Source organism: Ensifer sp. SL37, from assembly GCF_026672675.1.
Classification (GTDB): Bacteria; Pseudomonadota; Alphaproteobacteria; order Rhizobiales; family Rhizobiaceae; genus Ensifer; species Ensifer adhaerens.
The window spans coordinates 613,143-631,492 of record NZ_JAPPRN010000001.1 but is presented as its reverse complement, the minus strand read 5'-3'; the positions used below and the strand labels follow the sequence as shown (position 1 = coordinate 631,492).

At 63.4% G+C, this 18,350-nt stretch carries 15 protein-coding genes; 1 reads left to right on the top strand and 14 read right to left on the bottom strand.

Going from position 1 to position 18,350, the window contains the following annotated elements; all coding sequences use genetic code 11:
- Nucleotides 1-54 precede the first annotated feature (54 nt).
- The 11 genes from OVA00_RS02875 to OVA00_RS02825 form a co-directional block, all read right to left on the bottom strand.
- Nucleotides 55-1,359, bottom strand: coding sequence for a CynX/NimT family MFS transporter (locus OVA00_RS02875; RefSeq protein ID WP_268087909.1), 1,305 nt, complete (start codon nt 1,357-1,359; stop codon nt 55-57).
- Nucleotides 1,356-2,033, bottom strand: a complete 678-nt coding sequence (locus OVA00_RS02870; protein ID WP_268087908.1) for a FadR/GntR family transcriptional regulator — start codon at nt 2,031-2,033, stop codon at nt 1,356-1,358. The genes OVA00_RS02875 and OVA00_RS02870 overlap by 4 nt, the downstream gene beginning before the upstream one ends.
- Before the next feature lie 219 nt (nt 2,034-2,252).
- The gene (locus OVA00_RS02865; protein WP_034790268.1) at nt 2,253-2,594 is read right to left on the bottom strand and encodes a slr1659 superfamily regulator; all 342 of its coding nucleotides are present in this window, start codon (nt 2,592-2,594) and stop codon (nt 2,253-2,255) included.
- Nucleotides 2,595-2,607: 13 nt separating this feature from the next.
- A complete protein-coding gene (locus OVA00_RS02860; protein WP_034790266.1) occupies nt 2,608-3,168 on the bottom strand; it encodes a slr1658 superfamily regulator in 561 nt (186 codons plus the stop codon).
- 4 nt (nt 3,169-3,172) lie between these two features.
- Nucleotides 3,173-5,533, bottom strand: a complete 2,361-nt coding sequence (locus OVA00_RS02855; RefSeq protein ID WP_034790264.1) for a SpoIIE family protein phosphatase — start codon at nt 5,531-5,533, stop codon at nt 3,173-3,175.
- Nucleotides 5,530-6,702, bottom strand: coding sequence for a class I SAM-dependent methyltransferase (locus OVA00_RS02850; RefSeq protein ID WP_268087907.1), 1,173 nt, complete (start codon nt 6,700-6,702; stop codon nt 5,530-5,532). The genes OVA00_RS02855 and OVA00_RS02850 overlap by 4 nt, the downstream gene beginning before the upstream one ends.
- Nucleotides 6,702-7,220, bottom strand: a complete 519-nt coding sequence (locus OVA00_RS02845; RefSeq protein ID WP_034790260.1) for a hypothetical protein — start codon at nt 7,218-7,220, stop codon at nt 6,702-6,704. Before OVA00_RS02845 ends, OVA00_RS02850 begins: the two co-directional genes overlap by 1 nt.
- Nucleotides 7,221-7,368: 148 nt before the next feature.
- Entirely contained in the window at nt 7,369-9,045 is a 1,677-nt protein-coding gene (locus tag OVA00_RS02840) for a putative bifunctional diguanylate cyclase/phosphodiesterase (protein WP_060606168.1), read from the bottom strand.
- Between the two features lie 530 nt (nt 9,046-9,575).
- Nucleotides 9,576-11,372 (bottom strand): adenine deaminase, encoded by a 1,797-nt coding sequence (gene ade, locus OVA00_RS02835; RefSeq protein ID WP_060519993.1) that lies wholly within the window; start codon nt 11,370-11,372, stop codon nt 9,576-9,578.
- Between the two features lie 67 nt (nt 11,373-11,439).
- Nucleotides 11,440-12,840, bottom strand: coding sequence for an NCS2 family permease (locus OVA00_RS02830; protein WP_268087906.1), 1,401 nt, complete (start codon nt 12,838-12,840; stop codon nt 11,440-11,442).
- Nucleotides 12,841-12,900: 60 nt separating this feature from the next.
- Nucleotides 12,901-14,700 carry an adenine deaminase gene (locus OVA00_RS02825; protein WP_268087905.1) on the bottom strand — a complete coding sequence of 600 codons (1,800 nt, stop codon included), beginning with the start codon at nt 14,698-14,700 and terminating at the stop codon, nt 12,901-12,903.
- Nucleotides 14,701-14,811: 111 nt separating this feature from the next.
- On the opposite strand from OVA00_RS02825, the gene OVA00_RS02820 reads away from it, so the two are divergent.
- Entirely contained in the window at nt 14,812-15,753 is a 942-nt protein-coding gene (locus OVA00_RS02820; RefSeq protein WP_060519989.1) for a LysR family transcriptional regulator, read from the top strand.
- Nucleotides 15,754-15,792: 39 nt separating this feature from the next.
- Here the strand turns inward: OVA00_RS02820 and OVA00_RS02815 are convergent, their stop codons facing one another.
- From OVA00_RS02815 to OVA00_RS02805, 3 genes are read right to left on the bottom strand one after another with little or no spacing between them, the layout of a single operon-like run.
- Entirely contained in the window at nt 15,793-16,755 is a 963-nt protein-coding gene (locus OVA00_RS02815) for a pyridoxal-phosphate dependent enzyme (protein ID WP_268087903.1), read from the bottom strand.
- Complete coding sequence (locus OVA00_RS02810; protein ID WP_268087902.1) at nt 16,752-17,729, bottom strand: ornithine cyclodeaminase family protein; 978 nt, start codon at nt 17,727-17,729, stop codon at nt 16,752-16,754. The genes OVA00_RS02815 and OVA00_RS02810 overlap by 4 nt, the downstream gene beginning before the upstream one ends.
- Complete coding sequence (locus OVA00_RS02805) at nt 17,726-18,337, bottom strand: helix-turn-helix transcriptional regulator (RefSeq protein WP_268087900.1); 612 nt, start codon at nt 18,335-18,337, stop codon at nt 17,726-17,728. Before OVA00_RS02805 ends, OVA00_RS02810 begins: the two co-directional genes overlap by 4 nt.
- Between the last annotated feature and the right edge of the window lie 13 nt (nt 18,338-18,350).

Below are 18,350 nucleotides of genomic sequence, written 5' to 3'. Positions count from 1 at the left end.
CCGCCTGGGAAGGGGAGCCCTTTGGATCATTGCAGGCGCTGATCCGCGTCCGTCTTAGCGGTCGTCTATCCGGACCGTTCGTGCGCCGACATGCAGCGCCCGGCCGGCGCCGAGACCCATGATCGCCACGCCGATGCCGAGCGCGATGAAGAGAACGGCGCTGGCGGCGAAGCTGCCGGTCCAGCTGCGGATGAAGCCGACAAGCAGGGGGCCGATGGCGGCAAGCACGTAGCCGACGCCCTGGGCCATGCCGGAGAGATGGGCCGCCACGTGCGAATCGGGCGAGCGCAGCACAATGAGGGTCATCGCCGCAGCAATCAGGCCGCCCTGTCCGATCCCTTGCAGAACAGCCCAGACGAGCACCGTCGAGAGCGGCGCGAAAAGGATGCCGATCAACGCGATGACGGCGGCGGCGGCGAGCGCCACGCAGACGGCGCGCTGGTCGCGGCGCCTTACGGCGAAGGATGGCACGAGCAGGCAGGTGACGACCTGCATCATGATCGAGGCGGAGACGACCGCACCGGCAGTTGCGGCATCGAGGCCACGCTCACGCAGGATCGGCGCCATCCAGCCGAAGACGCAATAGGCGAGTGCGGATTGCAGACCCATGAAGAGCGTCACCTGCCAGGCGAGCCGATCGCGCCAGAGGCCTACGACGCGGAAGCCGCTGTGGCGGGCTTGCGCCTTGCCACGCAGCGCCTGCGGTGCCCAGATCATCAGCACGATGAGGGCGGGTACCGCCCAGGCCGCGAGCGCGCCGGACCAGGAGCCGACCACATGGTGTTCGATCGTCAGCGTCAGGCCGGCGGCGCTGGCAGCACCAGCGCAGAGCGCCATGGTATAGAGGCCCGTCATCATCGCGGCGCGGTCGGGAAAGTCACGCTTGACGAGGCCGGGAAGCAGCACGTTGCCGATCGCGATCGCCGCACCTGCCGCAAATGTCGAAAGGAAAAGAAGCGGCACGGACTGAACGCCGCGCAAACCCGTGCCGAGCGTCAGCAGGACGAGCACCCCGAGAAGCGTGCGTTCGGCACCGAAGCGTTGGGCGAGCTTCGGCGCAAGCGGCGCGAAAAGGCCGAGGCAGAGCACCGGCAGGGTGGTGAGCACGCTGGCGCTGGCGGTGGAAAGGCCGGTCGCCTGCATCACCTCGGGCAGCAGCACCGAGAGACTTGAAAACAGCGGCCTGAGGTTGAAGGCGATGAGCACGAGGCTGGCGCCCAGCAGGATGCGGGCGCTGCGGCTCAGCACCGGTGGTTGCGGTGCCGGCAGGCTGTCGGCCTCGGCATCGATAAGCTGGTCTTCGATGTCCAGCGGTTCGGCGGCTTCGGCTTTGTTGGGATCACGAAAAGTCTGGTTCATTGGGAAAGTAGCCGATCAAGTTCAGCGAGGACGGGGGCCATGAACGCCCGAACGGCGGCCGCGGCCTTGTCCGGATCACTGGCCGCAATTGCCTCGACGATCGCCGCATGCGCCCGGTCGTCCGGCTCCGGCAGGTCGCCCGACAGCGTCGAGTGAATGGTTTCGAGAATGGCCGAAGTGAAAAAGTCATAGAGCTCGACGATGGCCCTGTTGCCGGAGGCCTCGACGATCGACCGATGAAAGGCGATGTCGCGCCGTCCGAAGGCCTCACGCCCGCCATCGGAAACCGTGCCGCGGGCGAGAAGAAGGCGCTTCATATGTTCCAGATCCTTGGGCGTATGTCGCAGCGCCGCCAGGCGTGCGGCTTCCACGTCGATGGCCGCGCGCGCCTCCCATTGGTCGCGCAGGCTCGCCCGCTTGACGCGGTCAAGCGCGCCCGAGCTATCGACCGTCGAGCGGACATAGGTGCCGGAGCCCTGGCGGGCGTCGAGCAGCCCCTTCGAGATCAGGACCCGAACGGCCTCCCGCACGGTTCCGCGGCTCACCGCCAGAAGTTCGGTCAGCGCCGTCTCGTTGGGAATGCGTTCGCCGATAGCCCAGCGGCCGCTGAGGATTTCCGCCCGCAGGCTTTCGGCAGCGCTCTCGGCAAGGTTGGTACGATTGATCGGTTGCATTGTCTGCTCATCAAGTCATCAGATGATTTGATCAATACGGTGAGGCGTTCGCAGAGTCAAGCGTGACGACGGGGAATGAAGAAGGCGTCGAAGCGTCGTGAGGCCGGTTTCGGCGACAGGATTTGTCGGTGGCTGGCGCGCGGAATCGCGGTCGCGCGCCGGTCGGCGCGCGATACTCAGGCTTTAGCTACGGGAATCCAGTCCCGGCACCGCGTGATCTCAGTTGAGCCTGAGATCGAGGCCGGGATGCAGCTTCTTGAGGTTCGGCAGCGATTTCGACTGCCACGGGATCTCAGAGGTTCCGCGCACCGTCAATTGCACGTTCGGGCGGTTGCGTGCCTCGATCGTCAGCTTGGCGAGCAGGTTGATCCCGGACGAGTTCAGGAACTGCAGTTCGGTGAGGTCGATCGTGATGTGCTCAGGCTCGGTCTCCAGAACGCCCATCACCGTCGAGAAGATCGGGGCATAGGCCTCCGTTCCCGGCAGCCGCATCGTGCCTTCAAAATGAATATCGTTGCCTTCGGACCAAACGCGATACTCTTCTTCGTCCTTGTTTTCCATGTTCACCGGCTCATCAGTTCGAGAGGTCTGGGACCGCAATGGAGGCATAAGTCTCCAATGAGGTTTCGCCGTCGTCACCCTGGGCGCCAAAAACCCAAGCGAAACGAACGCCATAATCACTCATCAGCGTCAAAAGACCAAGCCCCGAGCCGCTCTTGCCGAGCCCGGTTGCGTTGGCTTCGATGCGCTCGATGAGCAGGTCGCCCGGGTCGCCGTCGGCGATCTCGGACAAAAGATCCTGGAAGCGCGCAGCCGCTTCGTTGTCGATCACGTTCGACACTTTCGTGCGGAAGCTGTGGCCCTCGAGGGCGGCCTCGACGACCACGGAACCGGAAGCGCGGAACTTCACGGCATTCTCGACCAGTTCGTTGGTGAGGTAGCCGATGTTGTGGCGCACTTCCCGATAGGTGTTGCGCGACGCGCGATAGCGCAGCGCCGCCAGTTCGGCGACGAAATCCGAAGCCATGGCGCAATGCTTCCAGCTGAGATCCAGCGGCCCGTCGTAAAGACGCAGCCGGGTCATCTTCTGGTGGGCGCCGATCGTCAGGTCCGCCAGTCCGTAGAGCGTGGTCATCTGATCACCTGTGTCTCATGACGACGAGCGTGATGTCGTCGTAGATCTTCTGCTTGCCGATATGCGCCATCAGGTCGTTGATGATACCCGATTTGACGTCCTCGGCGCTCTGTCCGTAAAACTTTCCGGCACTCTCGCACAGTCGCTCGATGCCAAACAGTTCGCCCTTGGCGTTCGCTGCCTCGGTCACGCCGTCCGTATGCAGCACGATCATGTCGCCGCGGCCGAACGAGATCTCGCGGGTGGCAACAAAGCGCGAAATGTCCGATTCCAGGCCAATCGGCAGGCCGAGGTCGAGCGTGTCGATCCGCTCGATTTCCGCACCCTTGCGCACGACGATCAGTTCCTCGTGCTGCCCCGACAGCGTCAGGCGGCCGTGGTCGTAGTCGAGGAAGGCCAACGACAGATGCTTGTCAGTGTTGGTGCGCACGATGTTCTTGTAGATGGCGCGGTTGAGGCGGTTGAGAAACTGCTCCGGGTCCATGTCGCCGGCTTCCTGCAGGGCCCTTGCGACCGACTGCACCATCAGCATCAGCACGCCGCTTTCAAGGCCATGACCGGTCACGTCGCCGATGCCGATCTTCAGCCGCTCACCGTCGCGCAGCACATCGTAGTAGTCGCCGCCCACCTCGTCGGCCGGGCGCATATAGGCGGCGATTTCGAGATCGGCGATTTCCGCGAGCTCGCCGGCCTTCGGCAGCACCATCATCTGGATCTGCTTGGCGACGGCGAGTTCGGCGCCAAGGCGCAGGTTCTCGCTGCGCAGTTGGGTATTCAGCGTCGAAATCTGATGGTTGGCGTCCTCGAGCTGCTTGGTGCGTTCGGTCACCAGGTTTTCGAGGTTCTCGGTATGGTAGCTGATCTCCTCAGCCATTCTATTGAACGCGATAGCGGCTTCACCGACTTCGTCGCGCGTCGTGATGGGCACACGGACGGAGTAGTCCTTCGCCTCGATGCTGGTTGCCGCTCCGGCGAGCGCGCTGATGCCGCGGGTGACCCGCTTGGAGATGCCGAACACGGCGAGCGTGACGAACAGCAGCGAAGCGAGCAGGGCCAGGATCTGATAGATGAGGATGCGGTTCGTCGCTTCAGAGATACTCGCCTGTGCCGCAAACAGCGAGGCATAGATTTCGCGCTCCGGCACGACGATGCCGATCGACATGGTCTCGCGGCGCACCGGGCCGGAAACCCAGAGGTTCTCCGGCTCGAGCTGCTTGAGGAGAATGAGATAGGGGACCTTCTCACCACCCTCATCGAGCAGTACCCGCTGAATGGCGCCATCGGTGCCAAGCGGCAGCTCTGCGATCGCGGGCTGGGCGCTGCGGCGCAGCGAGCGCTCCAACCCGGTGACGCCTTGTCCACCCGTGTCGCTGGACCGCCGCAGGCCGATCACCTTTTCGCCGACCGGATTGATGGCAAGCACGTTGCCGTCGGACATCACCAGAAATCCGAAGCCGCTGTCGCCGACCTTGACGCTTTCGACAACCTCGGCCAGCTGGTCGAGCGTGATATCGGTTCCGGTTGCTCCGGCGACACCTTTGCGGTCGGGCGTCCAGAGTGGCTGGAAGAAGCTGACGATCAGTTTGCCCGAGGCGGCATCGGTGTAAGGTGCCGTTTGCGTGGTGTCGGCTGCAACGGGCCTGAGGCTCGGTTGCTTCGCCCATTCCTCCCAGGACTCATAGAGGCCGGGGAAGAAGAAGTTCCAGAAGTTGGCTTCGTTATGGCCGGGGTAGAGACGGTCGAACGTCTGTGCCTGATCCGCATAGGGCGCCATCCGCAAGATCGGCCGTTCTTTTGGTCCGACGTAGTACATCTGCAGTTTGGAGCGGCCGTGCGCAAGCAGGGCGGGCGCAACCAGATCAAGAACGGCGCTGTTCTCGATATCGGCCTGTACCTCGGGTAGTGGCCGATGGTCGGGGCCAAGGAGATAGCTCCAGACGCTTACGCTCGAGAGCGGACCCGGAAGGTTCTGCGCCCACCCACCTTTGGCATCGTAAGTGACGGTAACGGACTCCGGTGCGTGCCGCGCAAGGGCCTCACCGACGTCGGACCGGCGCACCGGGCGGTCGATCTGCGCCTGGATTACGCCCGCGAGCGTGGCGACGTCGGCGTGAACCTGGCCGAGCAGAAGATTAACCCGCGCGGCCGTCGATTCCGCGTAGGTGAGCATGTAGTCTTCGTTGGCGTTTTGCAGGCCCTGTCCGACTTCCGTCGTCGCGTCGCGCGACAGTCTTTGAACGTTCCAGAGCGCCAGCCCGCCTGTCAGCAGGAGGTCGAAGAGCACGGCGCTGCCGACGACCAGCACGAACTTGGCGCGAAAGGATCTCAAACCGAACCGGGGACGTTTGATATTGCTCGCGCTCATAGTGGTTTGCGCCCGGACGCTGCCCAGATCGGCCAGCCCGCATAGCCCTTCGGATGCAGTGCAGCGAAGATGTGATCCCGGAAGCCCTGGCGGAACCGCTCGATGAATTCGGGTGTTTCGCCGTGCCTCACCGCCATGTCCGCAAACATCTTCTCCCAGCCGGCGATGATATCGGCGAAATCCTGTGGGTCACCGTCCAGATTGGTGACCATGAAGGATTCGACCAGGATGTCGTCGAAGCCCGTGTCGGCAAGATAGCGCCGGCTCTTCGGCCCGAACTCCACATCTATCTCGAAATTGCTCAAAAGCCGCGCGAGCTCATTGTAGGTCCATTGGATGCTTTGCGCCCGCGGCTCGCCGAGGCAGTGCGAGTTCTTCTCGTTGGTGATGTAGACGCGGCCGCCCGGCTTCACGATCCGATAGAGTTCCTTGAGAAGCAGCTCCGGCTGATTGAAGACCTGCAGCGAGTGGCGGCAACTCACGAAGTCGAACTGGTTGTCCTCAAGCAGCATCTCCGACGCGTCGCCGTAGGTGTATTCGATACCCGTCACGTCGAACTCGGCGGCCACCTTTCGGGCATAGGCGAGGCTCGGCTTCGAGTGGTCGAGCGCGACGATCCGCGACGGCTGGAACTCCTTCTGCGCGAGCACGGCGAAATCGCCGATGCCGCAGCAGATGTCGGCCACGGCGATGCCGGGCCGCATGCCGTGGCGCGGCAGGATGGTGCGCTCGTGGCGCCAGGTCAATTTCGTCTGCGCGCGCAGGATTGGGATGAAGCTCGTATCCTCGAAGTAGTCCTGGCCAGGATAGAACATCGAATCATAGACCTCGACGGAGATCTGCGGCTCGATCGTGCTCAGGTGCCGGAACATGCGCGTCGTCCAGCTGACGACGCTTGACGTGATGACGATCAGGCGCAGGTCCGACCGCTCCCGGCAGGCGTCGAGGGCGACCCGGATGAAGGCCTGGAAGGCCGTGTTGTTCATCTGGATGAGGCGCTTCACATCGATATAGAGAACGCCGCGCACCGTATCGATGGCTTCCCTCAGCGCATGGATACTCTCGGCGATTTCATCGATCGAACGCGGCCGAATCGTTCCGGCAAGCGAGAAGATCTGGCTGTTCGGATCGAAGTCGACCTTGAAACGCTGAGGAAGGCTCGCCGCCATCAACTCACCATTCCTTCAAGAGGAAGATCCACGATCAGGGTGATGGCCGGAGCCGCATCCTCGTCAAGCCGGAGGCGGGCGTCATAATTGACCGCCAGGTCCAGAAGCACCGATTCCCGGCTGGGGGCAAGGTCGTTGGAAATGGCGTCGAGATAGCGGGCCTGGGCATCGCTCTCACGGGTTTTCGAGACAGCCTCGCGATAGAAGCGCGCCTGACCAGGTGGGCATGGAAAGCTCAGTTGAACCCGTTCCGTGGCGCCTTGGCGATAGATCGACAGGCCGATCTTTCCGTCGGTGGTGCCGCCGCGAAACGAAACCTCCAGAAGCTCGTTGAGGGCGGAGGAAAAGAAGTTGGAATGCCGTACCGGATCGGTCCTGTTGTGGCTGATCATCCGGGCGAGGTAGCTCGAGACATGATCGCAATGGTGCCAGTCCGAAAGGAAATCTTCCATCTCCATATCGAACTGAAGCAGCGGCTCGAAAGCCGTTTCCGTGGTCTTATTGACACTAGCACCCATGCAGCAATGTCCTCCGCACCCCGAACTCTGCCACGGCCATACGCCACTTTCTATAATGATTTCTAACCACGCAACCCCGGGATCTTGCATGAAGACAACCCAGGTATTGCCTCGCGCCATATCGGGCGCAACGCACAGATGCGGGGGGCTACAGCGTCGCCATTGCCGATGAGCGGCGAAGATAGGCGCCGATCGCGTCCGCCGGCATGGGCATGCCCAGGAAATAACCCTGCAGACGGTCGCAACCCTCTTTTCGAAGCCAGACGGCCTGCCCGATCGTCTCGACGCCCTCGGCGGTCACGCGCATGCCGAGACCGTGGGCAAGGGCGATGATCGACCGGACGATCGTCTGGCTCTTTTCGTCGCTCTCCAGATCCTTGATGAAATAGCGGTCGATCTTGATCGTATCGAAGGGGAAGTTCTTGAGGTAGCTGAGCGACGAATAGAAGGTGCCGAAATCGTCGAGCGAGATCTGGATGCCGAGCACGTTGAGGGTGTTCAGCGTGTCCAGATTGTTGGTCGTGCGTTCAAGCAGCACCGATTCGGTAACTTCCAGCTCCAGCCGGTCGGCCCTCAGGCCCGCCATGTCGAGCGCCTGGGCGATCCGGTCCGTCAGGCCCTCGCGCAGGAACTCCGCCGGCGACAGGTTGACGGCGACGGTGAAATGCGACGGCCAGGTGGCAGCCTGCCGGCAGGCCTCCTCCAGCACCCATTGGCCGATCTCGTTCATCAGGCCGTCGGCTTCCGCCATCGGGATGAAGACGTTGGGCGGGATCGTGCCGACCAGCGGATGATGCCAGCGCACCAGCGCCTCGAAGCCGACGATCGAAAATGGCGGCTCGACGAGCGGCTGGTATTCGATTGAAAACTGCTTGTCCTGCAGCGCGGTGCGCAGACTGCGGCGCAGCATCTCGCGCTGTTCCAGAACGATCAGCATGGAACGGCTGAAGGTCTTTGCCCGGCCTCGTCCATCCTTCTTGGCGGCATAGAGCGCAATGTCCGCCGCCTTCATCAGTTGCTCGATGTCGTTTCCGTCGTTCGGCGCAATGGCAATGCCGATGCTGGCGCCGACGAAGACGGAGATGCCGTCGATCGTGAAAGGTTCGCTGAACGCCTCGATCAGTGCCTCGGCGAGATACTCGGCGTCCGCCGGCTGGTCGCTTTGACGCTGGATGACGGCGAATTCGTCGCCGGCCAGGCGATAGGCGACTTCGCCGTCGCGAAGGGCGCCGCGAATGCGCTCGGCCGCCATCTTGAGGACGGCGTCGCCGGCGCCGTGGCCCAGCGTGTCGTTGACCGGCTTGAAATCGTCGAGGTCGATCTGCATCAGCGCAAGCTTCTCGCCGGATGTCGGCAGGATGCTCTGCAGGTCGTCGCTGAACTGCCGCCGGTTGGGCAGGCCCGTCAGCACGTCGTGGGTCGCCTGGTGCAACAGCAGCGCGCGTTCGCTTTCGCCATGGCTGCCGATCTCGCGGCGGGTCGCGCGGCCGCTCGTTTCGAGCACGCCGATGCCACGCATGGCGCGAAAGACGAGCAGCGTGCGCCGCGACTTGGTGGCGGCGTCGACCACCTCGACGCTGCGCGGCACGCCGTAAGCGATGACGGATTCCACGGCCGCCTTGGAAACGGGCGCAAGCAATTCGGGATAGAGATGCCACAGGGTGGCATCGACGAGCGTGCCGACTTCGTAGGTTTCCTGCAGCGCCGGCGAGGCGCTGGTCAGATGAAAGGCCTCGTCATAGAACGAGAGAACTTCGTCCATATGAGCCGCAACGGGATCCTGCACTGAAGCTGAAGCAGACAAGGTTGCATCAGTGTCCGGCATGCTTGCCTTTCCCTCTCTGTTTCGAACGCGCCGGAAGAATATAAAAGCCCGCTCCAGCGGCGCTCCGGTTCGGCTCGTCCTTCTGCAAAGCTACCGCGTCGCCCGCCCGGGTCAATGCCAATAGGCTGCCTGCGATCTTACCTGTGGAAACCTCGCTTCGGAGCATGGCGAGCGCTGCTCGATATCCTTTGCCCCACACGGTTGTATATAAGCTTCCTCTTGTATCATTTGCCATCATTGCATGCAATTTGGGGCGGAACAGCTGTGGGCGTTTCAGCTCCGTCTATACGCATGTCCCATTGTGGGACGCCATATCAACAAGGGTTTCGGGCGTCTACTGCGGCCGGTCGCGGTTAAGCAAACGGCAGATACGCCCGCGCAACGGGGCCGTTGGGCTCCGTTTAAGTTTCGGTTAACCATAAAGGAAGTTTTCAGGGGATTATGTGGCTTGACCCATCCCGCGATCACCCGGAATTAAGAACCACGGGCGAGTTGGCCACCGGGTTGCCGATGGCCAATCGTTATTAAGCTCAGTGCGTGCTCAGAATCACGTCGGTCTTCTGGAAGGTCCGGACGTCGATCAGGCCCTTGTCGGAAATGCGCAGTTCCGGAATGACGACGAGCGCAAGCAGCGAGTGCTGCATATAGGCGTTGTTCAGCCGGCAGCCACAGGCGCGCATGGCCTCGACGATGGCGGCCGCTTTCTCGGCGACGATCTCCGCTCGCTGATCCGACATCAGGCCGGCGACGGGCAGCTCGACCAGGGCCAGTTCGCGGCCTTCCTTGATGACGACGATGCCGCCGCCGACCTCGTGCAGGCGGTTGGCGGCCTTGGCCATGTCCGCCTTGTTCGTGCCGACCACGATCATATGGTGGCTGTCATGGGCGACCGTGCTCGCCATGGCGCAATCGCTGTCATAGCCGAAGCCGGAGACGAAGGCGTTGACCACGTCGCCGGTGCCGCGGTGGCGCTCGACGAGCGCGATCTGGCAGACGTCGTTGGCCCGGTCCATCTGCACGAGGCCGTTCTCGATCGCCACCTCGGCCTGAAGCGCCCGCGTCGGCGCCTGGTTCTCGACGACGCCGATGACGTTGACCCGCGCGCGCGTCGCCCGTGCGTTGGATGGGATGTCGAAATCCGCGGCGGCCAGTAACCGGCCAAGGTGGACGGTGTTGCGGGCGCTTTCCGGGTAGACATAGGCCGGGATATCGCGCGCGAGTGTGCCGTTCTCGGCCATCAGCTCGCCGCGGGCAAACACCATTTCGATCGGCAGCGCGGCGAGGTCCGAGGTGACGATCAGGTCTGCCCGGCGACCCGGTGCGATCGAGCCGATTTCGCGCTCCAGGCCGAAATGCTGGGCGGTGTTGAGCGTCGCCATCTGGATCGCGGTCACGGGTTTCAGACCTTGAGCGATGGCATGGCGCACGACGCGATTCATGTGTCCGTCGTGAACCAGCGTGCCGGAGTGGCTGTCGTCGGTGCAGAGCAGGAAGTTGCGCGGGTCGAGGCCGGATTCGGTGACGGCCTTGATCTGCGCGGCAACGTCGTACCAGGCGGAGCCGAGGCGCAACATGGCGCGCATGCCCTGGCGCACACGGGCGATTGCGTCGTCGACCGTCGTGCCTTCATGGTCGTCGGCCGGTCCGCCGGCGGCATAGGCGTGGAACTCGCGGCCGAGATGCGGCGAGGCATAGTGCCCGCCGACGGTCAGCCGCGCATCCTGGGTGGCGGCGATCTCGGCCATCATCTTCGGATCGTTTCCGGCAACGCCGGGGAAATTCATCATCTCGCCGAGACCGATGACGTTCGGCCAGGCAAGCGCCTCGGCGACATCCTGTGCTGAAAGCTCGGCGCCGGCAGTTTCAAGACCCGGGGCGCTCGGCACGCAGCTTGGTACCTGGACCAGCACGTTGATCGGCAGGCTCTGGGCTTCCTCGTTCATCAGCCGGACGCCGTCGAGGCCGAGCACATTGGCGATTTCGTGCGGGTCGATGAACATGGTGGTGGTGCCGTGCGGAATGACCGCGCGGGCAAATTCGGTGACGGTGACGAGGCCGCTCTCCACATGCATATGCGCGTCGCAGAGGCCGGGAACAAGATAGCGCCCGGCGGCGTCGACGACCTTGGTGCCTTCGCCGATCGTGTGGCTGGCATCCGGACCGACATAGGCGAAGCGGCCGGCTTTGACGGCGATATCGGTGCCGGGGATGATTTCGCCGGAGTAGACGTTGACCCATTTGCCGTTGCGGATCACGAGATCGGCGGGCTTGCGGCCCATGGCGACGTCGACCAGTTCGGGTGCGGTCTTCGACCAGGATTGAAGCATGACTGTTTCCTTCGGATGGGCGATGTCGGCGCACTTGCATTAAGGGCGCCGTCGGATTTTCTGGCGGTTACTGGGTCTGGGCGACGAGCGCTGCGGCGAGCAGTGCCACGAACCACATGACCGGTCTTACATCGCCAGCCCGGCCGCAGACCAGCTTGATCAGCACATAGGCGATGATCGCAAGCGACAGGCCGAGCGTGATCGAGAAGGTGAGCGGGATCAATACGATCGCAAGGAAGGCGGGGATCGCCTCGTCGAGCGCGCTCCAGCGCATGTTGCTGATAGGCTCGGACATGAAGAGGCCGGTGAGGATCAGCACCGGTGCGGTTGCAACCGCCGGCACCAGAGAAAGCAGCGGCGACAAAAACAGGAAGGGCACGAAGAGCAGACCCGCGACCAGCGCGACGAGACCGGTGCGTCCACCCTGCTGGATGCCGGCGCCGGATTCGAGATAGACGGTCGCCGGGCTGGTGCCGAGCGGTGCGGAAATCAGTGCCGCGATGGCGTCGACATGCATCGATTCCCGGATGTTGCGGGGCATGCCGTTTTCATCCTTGAGGTCTGCCGCTTCCGCGAGGCCAAGGAAGGTCGAGAGCGCCTCGATGAAGTTGGTGAACAGGAAGACAAAGATGAAGGGCAGGTAGATCAGGTTCAGCGCGCCCAGGAGATCGATCTGGCCGACGAAGCTGAAATCCGGTGCAGCGGAGAAACCGCTCCAGTTGACCAGTGTGTGCACATCCGGCGTCTCCGGCCAAAACGCGCTGCCGTCGCCCCACCAGCGACCGATCGGGATCGAGAGAATAGTGGTGAGGATCATGCCGGCCATCATCGCGCCCGGAACCCGCCGCACCACCAGCGCCACCGTGAGCACGAAGCCGGCGATGAAGGTGAGGGTGACCGGGTTGAACTGCGTGAGACCAACGATCGTGTCGGGGTTGGCGACGATGAACTTGGCGTTTTCCAGGCCGATCAGCGCGATGAAGAGGCCGATACCGCAGGCGATGCCATAGCGCAGATCGACAGGGATCGCCTCGATGATCGTCTGGCGCAGATTGAAGAACGCCATGACGGTAAAGAGCACGCCGGCCCAGAAGACGCAGCCAAGCGCGACCTCGAGCGGCACCTTGGCGCCGACCACCATGGTGTAGGCAAAGAGCGCGTTGATGCCCATGCCCGGCGCCACCAGAATGGGGCTACGCGCATAGAGCCCCATGGCGCAGCTGCCGATGAAGCTGACGAGCACCGTCGCCGTCACGCCGGCCGAAAATGGAATGCCGGCATGCGCCAGGATCGAGGGATTGACGACGATGACGTAGGAGGCGGCGAGGAAGGTGGTGAGGCCTGCGAGGATCTCGGTGCGGACGGTCGAGCCGAGCCGCGAAATCTGGAAGTAGCGGTCGAGCAGCGCTGCGAGCCAGGATGTCTCCGGGCTTGGTGCCGCCTCCACGGACTTGTTCTGATAGTTCATCTTGTTCCCCTTTTTTTGAACGAAGAAGGGGGCCGGCATGACCGGCCCCCTTCCAAGGCATCATTCCGCAGCGACGGCGCGCTCGTCCCCGCCGGCGGGCGAAAACGGCGAGATCACCTTCAGCCCGACGCAGTCGACGACACCGAGATCGGTGATCGCATATTCCGGGATCGCCGTGATCTGCAACACGAACATGTACATGAAGGGCCAGGGCAGCGGGCAGCCGAGCGCGCGGGCCGCGTCGTCGAGCTGGTCTTCCAGCGCTGCCATCTCGGCCGGCTCGATGTCGGAAACGATGCCGCCGATCGGCAGGTGCAGGAAGGCCTCGACCTTGCCGTTCCTGACCACGACCTGGCCACCATGGTTGGCGATCAGGTGGTTGATGGCGATACGCATATCCTCGAGATCGGCGCCGATGCAGATGATGTTGTTGTCATCGGGCGCAGTGGAGCTGGCGATCGCGCCTTGCTTGAGGCCGAAGCCCGACGCAAAGGCGACCGGACGGTTGCTCGTCTTGCCGTAGCGTTCGACGACGGTGACGTATTGCACGTCCCGTGCGGGATCTGCGAGCACCTGGCCGTCCTTGACCGCAAGCGTCACGTCGCGGCGAGTGCGCACGAAGATCTTTTCCGGGGTGACGGCGATCGCCATGGCGTCTGCCGTCTCGCCGGCGCCGTGATAGGCGACCTTGAGATCGCCGGGCTGAAGCGGCGCGACCTTCACCGAGTTCAGAAGTGCGACGCTGCGCTGCGGCCGGATCAGTTCGATCGCCATCTTGCCGTTGCGGGCGACGACTTCACCCTTGGCGACGACGGTTTCGATGGTGAAGTTGCGCAGGTCGTCGACGAGCAGGATGTCGGCCGCGCGGCCGGGCGAGATCGAGCCGACCTTGTCGTCGATGCGGAGCGCATCGGCGCCGTTGATCGTCGCCATCTGGATCGCCGCCATCGGCGAAATGCCCATGGCGATCGCCATGCGCACCATGTTGTCGAGATGGCCGCGCTTGAGGATGTCGCTTGCTACCACGTCATCGGTGCAGAAGCTGATGCGGCGCAGTGCCTTAACGCCCATTTCCGTGACGATACGCAGGTTGTCGGCGAGGAAGTGCGAGATCGAGGATTCCCGTACAACGACATGCATGCCGGCGCGCAGCTTTTCGAGCATTTCTTCCGGCGTGTAGCTCTCGTGGTCGGCGCGAACGCCGGACTGCTGGTAGCCGTTGAGCCGCGCGCCACGGGTCATCGGGCAGCAGCCGAGAACCGGCAGGCGGCTCCTTTCAGCGAGTTCGAGCGCCGCGAGCACGTCGGGGTCTTCCTCCTGGATGAATTCGCGCACGGTCTCCCATATGCCGACGCATTCCGGCCAGTGGTGCGTCGCCTGGTGGTCGGCCGGGCTGAAATAGTGGCCGACGGTCGAGCGCGGCATGGTGTAGGGCGTCTTGCACGGCGCGCCCCAGAAGACCTTGAGTGGCGTCTGTTTTGCCTCGTCGAGGAACTCGCGCGCCGCGGCCGGGCCGCCGACGACGATGATCTGGTCGAGGCCGGTGACGATCGAGGTGGTGCCGAGCGGCACGACGGCCTTGGCAAAGCTCGTCAACGACATCTTCGAGCATTCGACATGCAGATGCCCGTCGATCATGCCGGGTGCCAGGTATTTGCCGGTGGCATCGACGATCCTGGTCTCTGGCCCGATATAGTCGGAGATGTCGCCGACGGCGATGATGCGTTCGCCATAGATCGCGACGTCGGCCTGATAGATCTCTTCGGAGACGACGTTGACGAGGCGACCGCCGCGGATCGCCAACGTTGCCTTGCCGCCGGTGCCCGATGCGGCGCGAATGAATTCTCTGATATCGCTCACTGGAACCTCTTCTCCCTTAGCTCCAGTGAATATTCCCAATTCCCAGTCGTTTACACAATGGGCCGAAATAGGCTATTCTCTGGACATATCGTGCAAGATTTTGGACGAAATATGGATCTCTCGCTCATAGACTGTTTCGTGAAAGTTGCGGATTCCCGCTCGATTTCTGCGGCTTCCAGGCGCTATCGCCTGCCGAAATCAACACTCAGCCACAAGATCCGGCAATTGGAGGATGAGTTCGGCATCGAGCTCTTCGTGCGCGAGGGTCATCAGTTGCATGTGACCGACGCGGGCGCGGAGTTCCTGCGCTACGCCCGGCTCATTCAGTCGAATTGCGACGATGCGGCAACCGCGATGGCGGAGATGCGCCAGGAGGTGGCGGGCACCCTGCGCGTGGGCTCGACCGGCGAGTTCGGCACGACGATCACCTCGGAACTGCTCTATGCCTTTCGCCAGCAATATCCGCAGGTCAATCTCGACGTTGTGTTCCTGTCCTCGCGCCAGCCATTCTCCGACGTCACCGAACAGGCGCTCGACGGTATCTTCCATTGGGGCGAGCCGTCCGATGTCGACTACATCAGCCGCAGACTTTCGGTCTCGTCTTACGGCCTCTTCGCCAGCCCGCAATACATCGCCCGCCATGGCCAGCCGGATAATCCGGATGCGCTTGCCGGCCACCGCGGCCTCGTCTTCCGCCAGCCGACGCGGCTGCAGTCCTGGTATCTGACACAGTCAGGCGAAGACGAGGTGGACCTGCTGCCGACGGCGACCTGCACAACCAACGACTACTGGACGATCAAGTATTTCGCCGTCGCCGGTGAGGGCATCGCCTATCTGCCCGACTTTTTCGTCGAGACCGAGCGGCAAGCCGGCCTGCTGGAGCCGGTGCTATCGGACTGGCGCTCGCCGCAGACGGCGATCAACCTCATCTATTCGCGCCGCCGGCACGTCTCGAAGCGGTTCAAGGCCTTCGTCGACTTCTGCATCGACTTCTACCGCGACCGGGACCGGGTGAAGATCCCGCGCTACTACGTGGAGCGCGTCAGCCTCTAGAGGCGAGGCGAGGCGGGGCAGCGCCATGCAGCGGCGTCTCTAGCCCAGCAACGAAGGCAGCGCGCTGGCGCCGTCGACATTGCCGCCACAAAGCAGGATGACGTTGGTCTGGCCGGCGCACCTCGCCGCGATCTGCCGGAAGCCGGCAAGTGCGAGAGCTGCCGCCCCCTCTACCAGCATATGCTCGTCGAGCAGCAGGTCCCGCATTGCGGCCGCGATCTCTGCTTCCGAACAGGTCACGACCTCATCGAGCACGGCCATCGACAATGGGAGGGTCACGCTGTCTTCGTCGAGACCGCCGGCAACGGCATCGGCGAGCGTTTCGAGGTGTTCGGTTTCGACCACCCGGCCGGCCCTTATCGAGGCCGCAAGCGCTGCCGAATTTGCAGCGGACACGCCGATGACGCGAGTATGCGGGCGGAAACTCTTCAGCACCGAGCCGATGCCGCTGATCAGTCCGCCGCCGCCCATGGCGATGAAGACATTGTCAATGCGTTCGGCTTGCTCCAGGAGTTCAAGTGCGATCGTGCCCTGGCCGGCGATGATTTCCGGGTCGTTGTAGGGCGAGACGTAGCCGAGCTTTTCGGTCGCGGCCAGCTGCTGCGCATGCTGTTCGGCAAGCCCGGTTTCGGAACCGTGAAGGACGACCTCGACGCCGTAGGCGCGGATGCGCTCCAGCTTCGCCGGCTTGACAATCTCGGGTAGCACCACCGTCAGCTTCTGGCCGATCGCGCTTGCCGCATGGGCAGCACCGATGCCGTGATTGCCGGAGGAGGCAGTGATCACCTGCTGGTCCCTTGGCAGCGAGGTCATCTTGCTCGCAGCCCCCCGGATCTTGAAGGAGCCGGTCAGCTGCAGGTTTTCCGCCTTTAACAGTACCGTCGAGGCTGTGTGCTGCCCGATCGCGCGCGACGGGATCAGTGGCGTCTCGTAGATGAAGGGGCGGATGCGCTGGCGTGCGCGGACAGCGCGCGCGGCCGTTTCGAAGACGTCTTTGGTCATGCGGTTGTTCCTTGCGAGCGGCCGAGCAAGCCGAGTTCATCGAGCACCGTGCGGGCAATGGCGATGTCCTGCGTCGCGATCCCTGTCAGGTCGGCGATGGTGATGTCGTTGTCCGAACGTCGACCTTCGGCCGCACCGGAAAGGACCGCGCCGAGGGCGACACAGCGTTCCTCCCGGATCACCACGGCCCGAGCCGCTGCAGAAAATTCACCGTGGTCCAGGCATTGCTCGGCGAGATCGACAAAGAGGCGGTCGGCGCGGGCAACGAGGGCAGTTTCGAGCTCCTGCTTGCCGGGTGCGTCCGCGCCCATGGCGGTGATATGGGTGCCAGGCCCGATCCATTCCGATCGGATCAGCGGCTCCTTCGATGGCGTCGTGGTTACGATCGCATCGGACTGGCGGCAGAGCGCTTCGAGATCGGTTGTCGCAGCGATGGGAAGGCCGAGGTCCGCGAGGTCGGCAAGCACGGCGTTCGCCCGTTCCATTGATCGCCCCCAGACCGTGAACCGCAATGGACGATCCGACAGGGAGGCAAGCGCCCGGATCTGGATGCGCGCCTGCGTGCCGGCGCCGACGATCCCGATCGAGCCGGCGTCCTTGCGCCAGAGCGCCGTGGTCGCGATCGCACCGCCGAGACCGGTGCGAAGATCGGTGAGGAGACCCTTGTCGTCGAGCACGGCCACCACGTCGCCGGTCTCCGAGGATACCGCGACCATCATGCCGGTGCTCGACGGCAGTCCCTTGGCCGGATTGTCGTAGAAGCCGGAGGCGATCTTCACGACGAAGATCGGATCGCCTTCGATGTAGCCGTATTTGATGTGGCAATCCGCATTCCGACCGGGAAGCGGCAGATAGCCGACCGGCGGCAGATTGGCGCGACCGTCGGTGACGGCGATATAGGCGTCGCGGATGGCCGGTGCCGCGAGCGTCAGCAACGGCAGCTCGGCCAGTCTTTCTCGATCGATGACGATCATGGCGCGCTCCCCTGGCTCAGATATTTGTAGACGGTCGCCCGGCCCATGCCGAGGATGCGCGAGATGTAGGAGGCGGCATTCTTGCCGCCGAAGGCGCCATCAGCGGAAAGGGCGATCACCAGCGCCTGCTTGTCGTTGCGGCTCAGGCTCGAGACTGTCAGCCCGCGCGCCGCGGTCCATTGCTGCACATACTCGTTGACGCGCTCGTGCCAGTCTTCCTTGAACAGGCTTTCGGGCTTGTCCGCGTCGACGGGAACGCGGACGAGCGCGTTGAGCGTCCTGAGCGCCGCATGAAAGTCGGAGACATCGGCATTGATGCAGAGCACGCCGATCGCCTTGCCGTCCGCGTTTCGCAGCACGGCGCTGATCGCCTTGATCGAGCGTCCGTCCCAATTGACCTTCTCGTAGGGGCCGATGATCGCTTCGCCTTGGCTGAACCCGATTTCGCTCAGCAGCGAAGCTTCGCCGATCTCGCGCTTGGAGAAGTTGCCAGCGATATGGACGACGGTTTCAGTCGCCAGATCGTGCAGCACGACCTCGGCATAGGGCTGGAACAGCAAGGCGATCGCGTCGCAGACCAGGCAATAGGGGCGGAGTTCTGGGGTCACGGCGTTCCTCTTC

Bases quoted from the DNA above. Each gene is read 5' to 3' on its own strand.
- OVA00_RS02875 (WP_268087909.1), bottom strand. From the start codon at position 1,359: ATGAACCAGACTTTTCGTGATCCCAACAAAGCCGAAGCCGCCGAACCG.
- OVA00_RS02870 (WP_268087908.1), bottom strand. From the start codon at position 2,033: ATGCAACCGATCAATCGTACCAACCTTGCCGAGAGCGCTGCCGAAAGC.
- OVA00_RS02865 (WP_034790268.1), bottom strand. From the start codon at position 2,594: ATGGAAAACAAGGACGAAGAAGAGTATCGCGTTTGGTCCGAAGGCAAC.
- OVA00_RS02860 (WP_034790266.1), bottom strand. From the start codon at position 3,168: ATGACCACGCTCTACGGACTGGCGGACCTGACGATCGGCGCCCACCAG.
- OVA00_RS02855 (WP_034790264.1), bottom strand. From the start codon at position 5,533: ATGAGCGCGAGCAATATCAAACGTCCCCGGTTCGGTTTGAGATCCTTT.
- OVA00_RS02850 (WP_268087907.1), bottom strand. From the start codon at position 6,702: ATGGCGGCGAGCCTTCCTCAGCGTTTCAAGGTCGACTTCGATCCGAAC.
- OVA00_RS02845 (WP_034790260.1), bottom strand. From the start codon at position 7,220: ATGGGTGCTAGTGTCAATAAGACCACGGAAACGGCTTTCGAGCCGCTG.
- OVA00_RS02840 (WP_060606168.1), bottom strand. From the start codon at position 9,045: ATGCCGGACACTGATGCAACCTTGTCTGCTTCAGCTTCAGTGCAGGAT.
- ade (WP_060519993.1), bottom strand. From the start codon at position 11,372: ATGCTTCAATCCTGGTCGAAGACCGCACCCGAACTGGTCGACGTCGCC.
- OVA00_RS02830 (WP_268087906.1), bottom strand. From the start codon at position 12,840: ATGAACTATCAGAACAAGTCCGTGGAGGCGGCACCAAGCCCGGAGACA.
- OVA00_RS02820 (WP_060519989.1), top strand. From the start codon at position 14,812: ATGGATCTCTCGCTCATAGACTGTTTCGTGAAAGTTGCGGATTCCCGC.
- OVA00_RS02815 (WP_268087903.1), bottom strand. From the start codon at position 16,755: ATGACCAAAGACGTCTTCGAAACGGCCGCGCGCGCTGTCCGCGCACGC.
- OVA00_RS02810 (WP_268087902.1), bottom strand. From the start codon at position 17,729: ATGATCGTCATCGATCGAGAAAGACTGGCCGAGCTGCCGTTGCTGACG.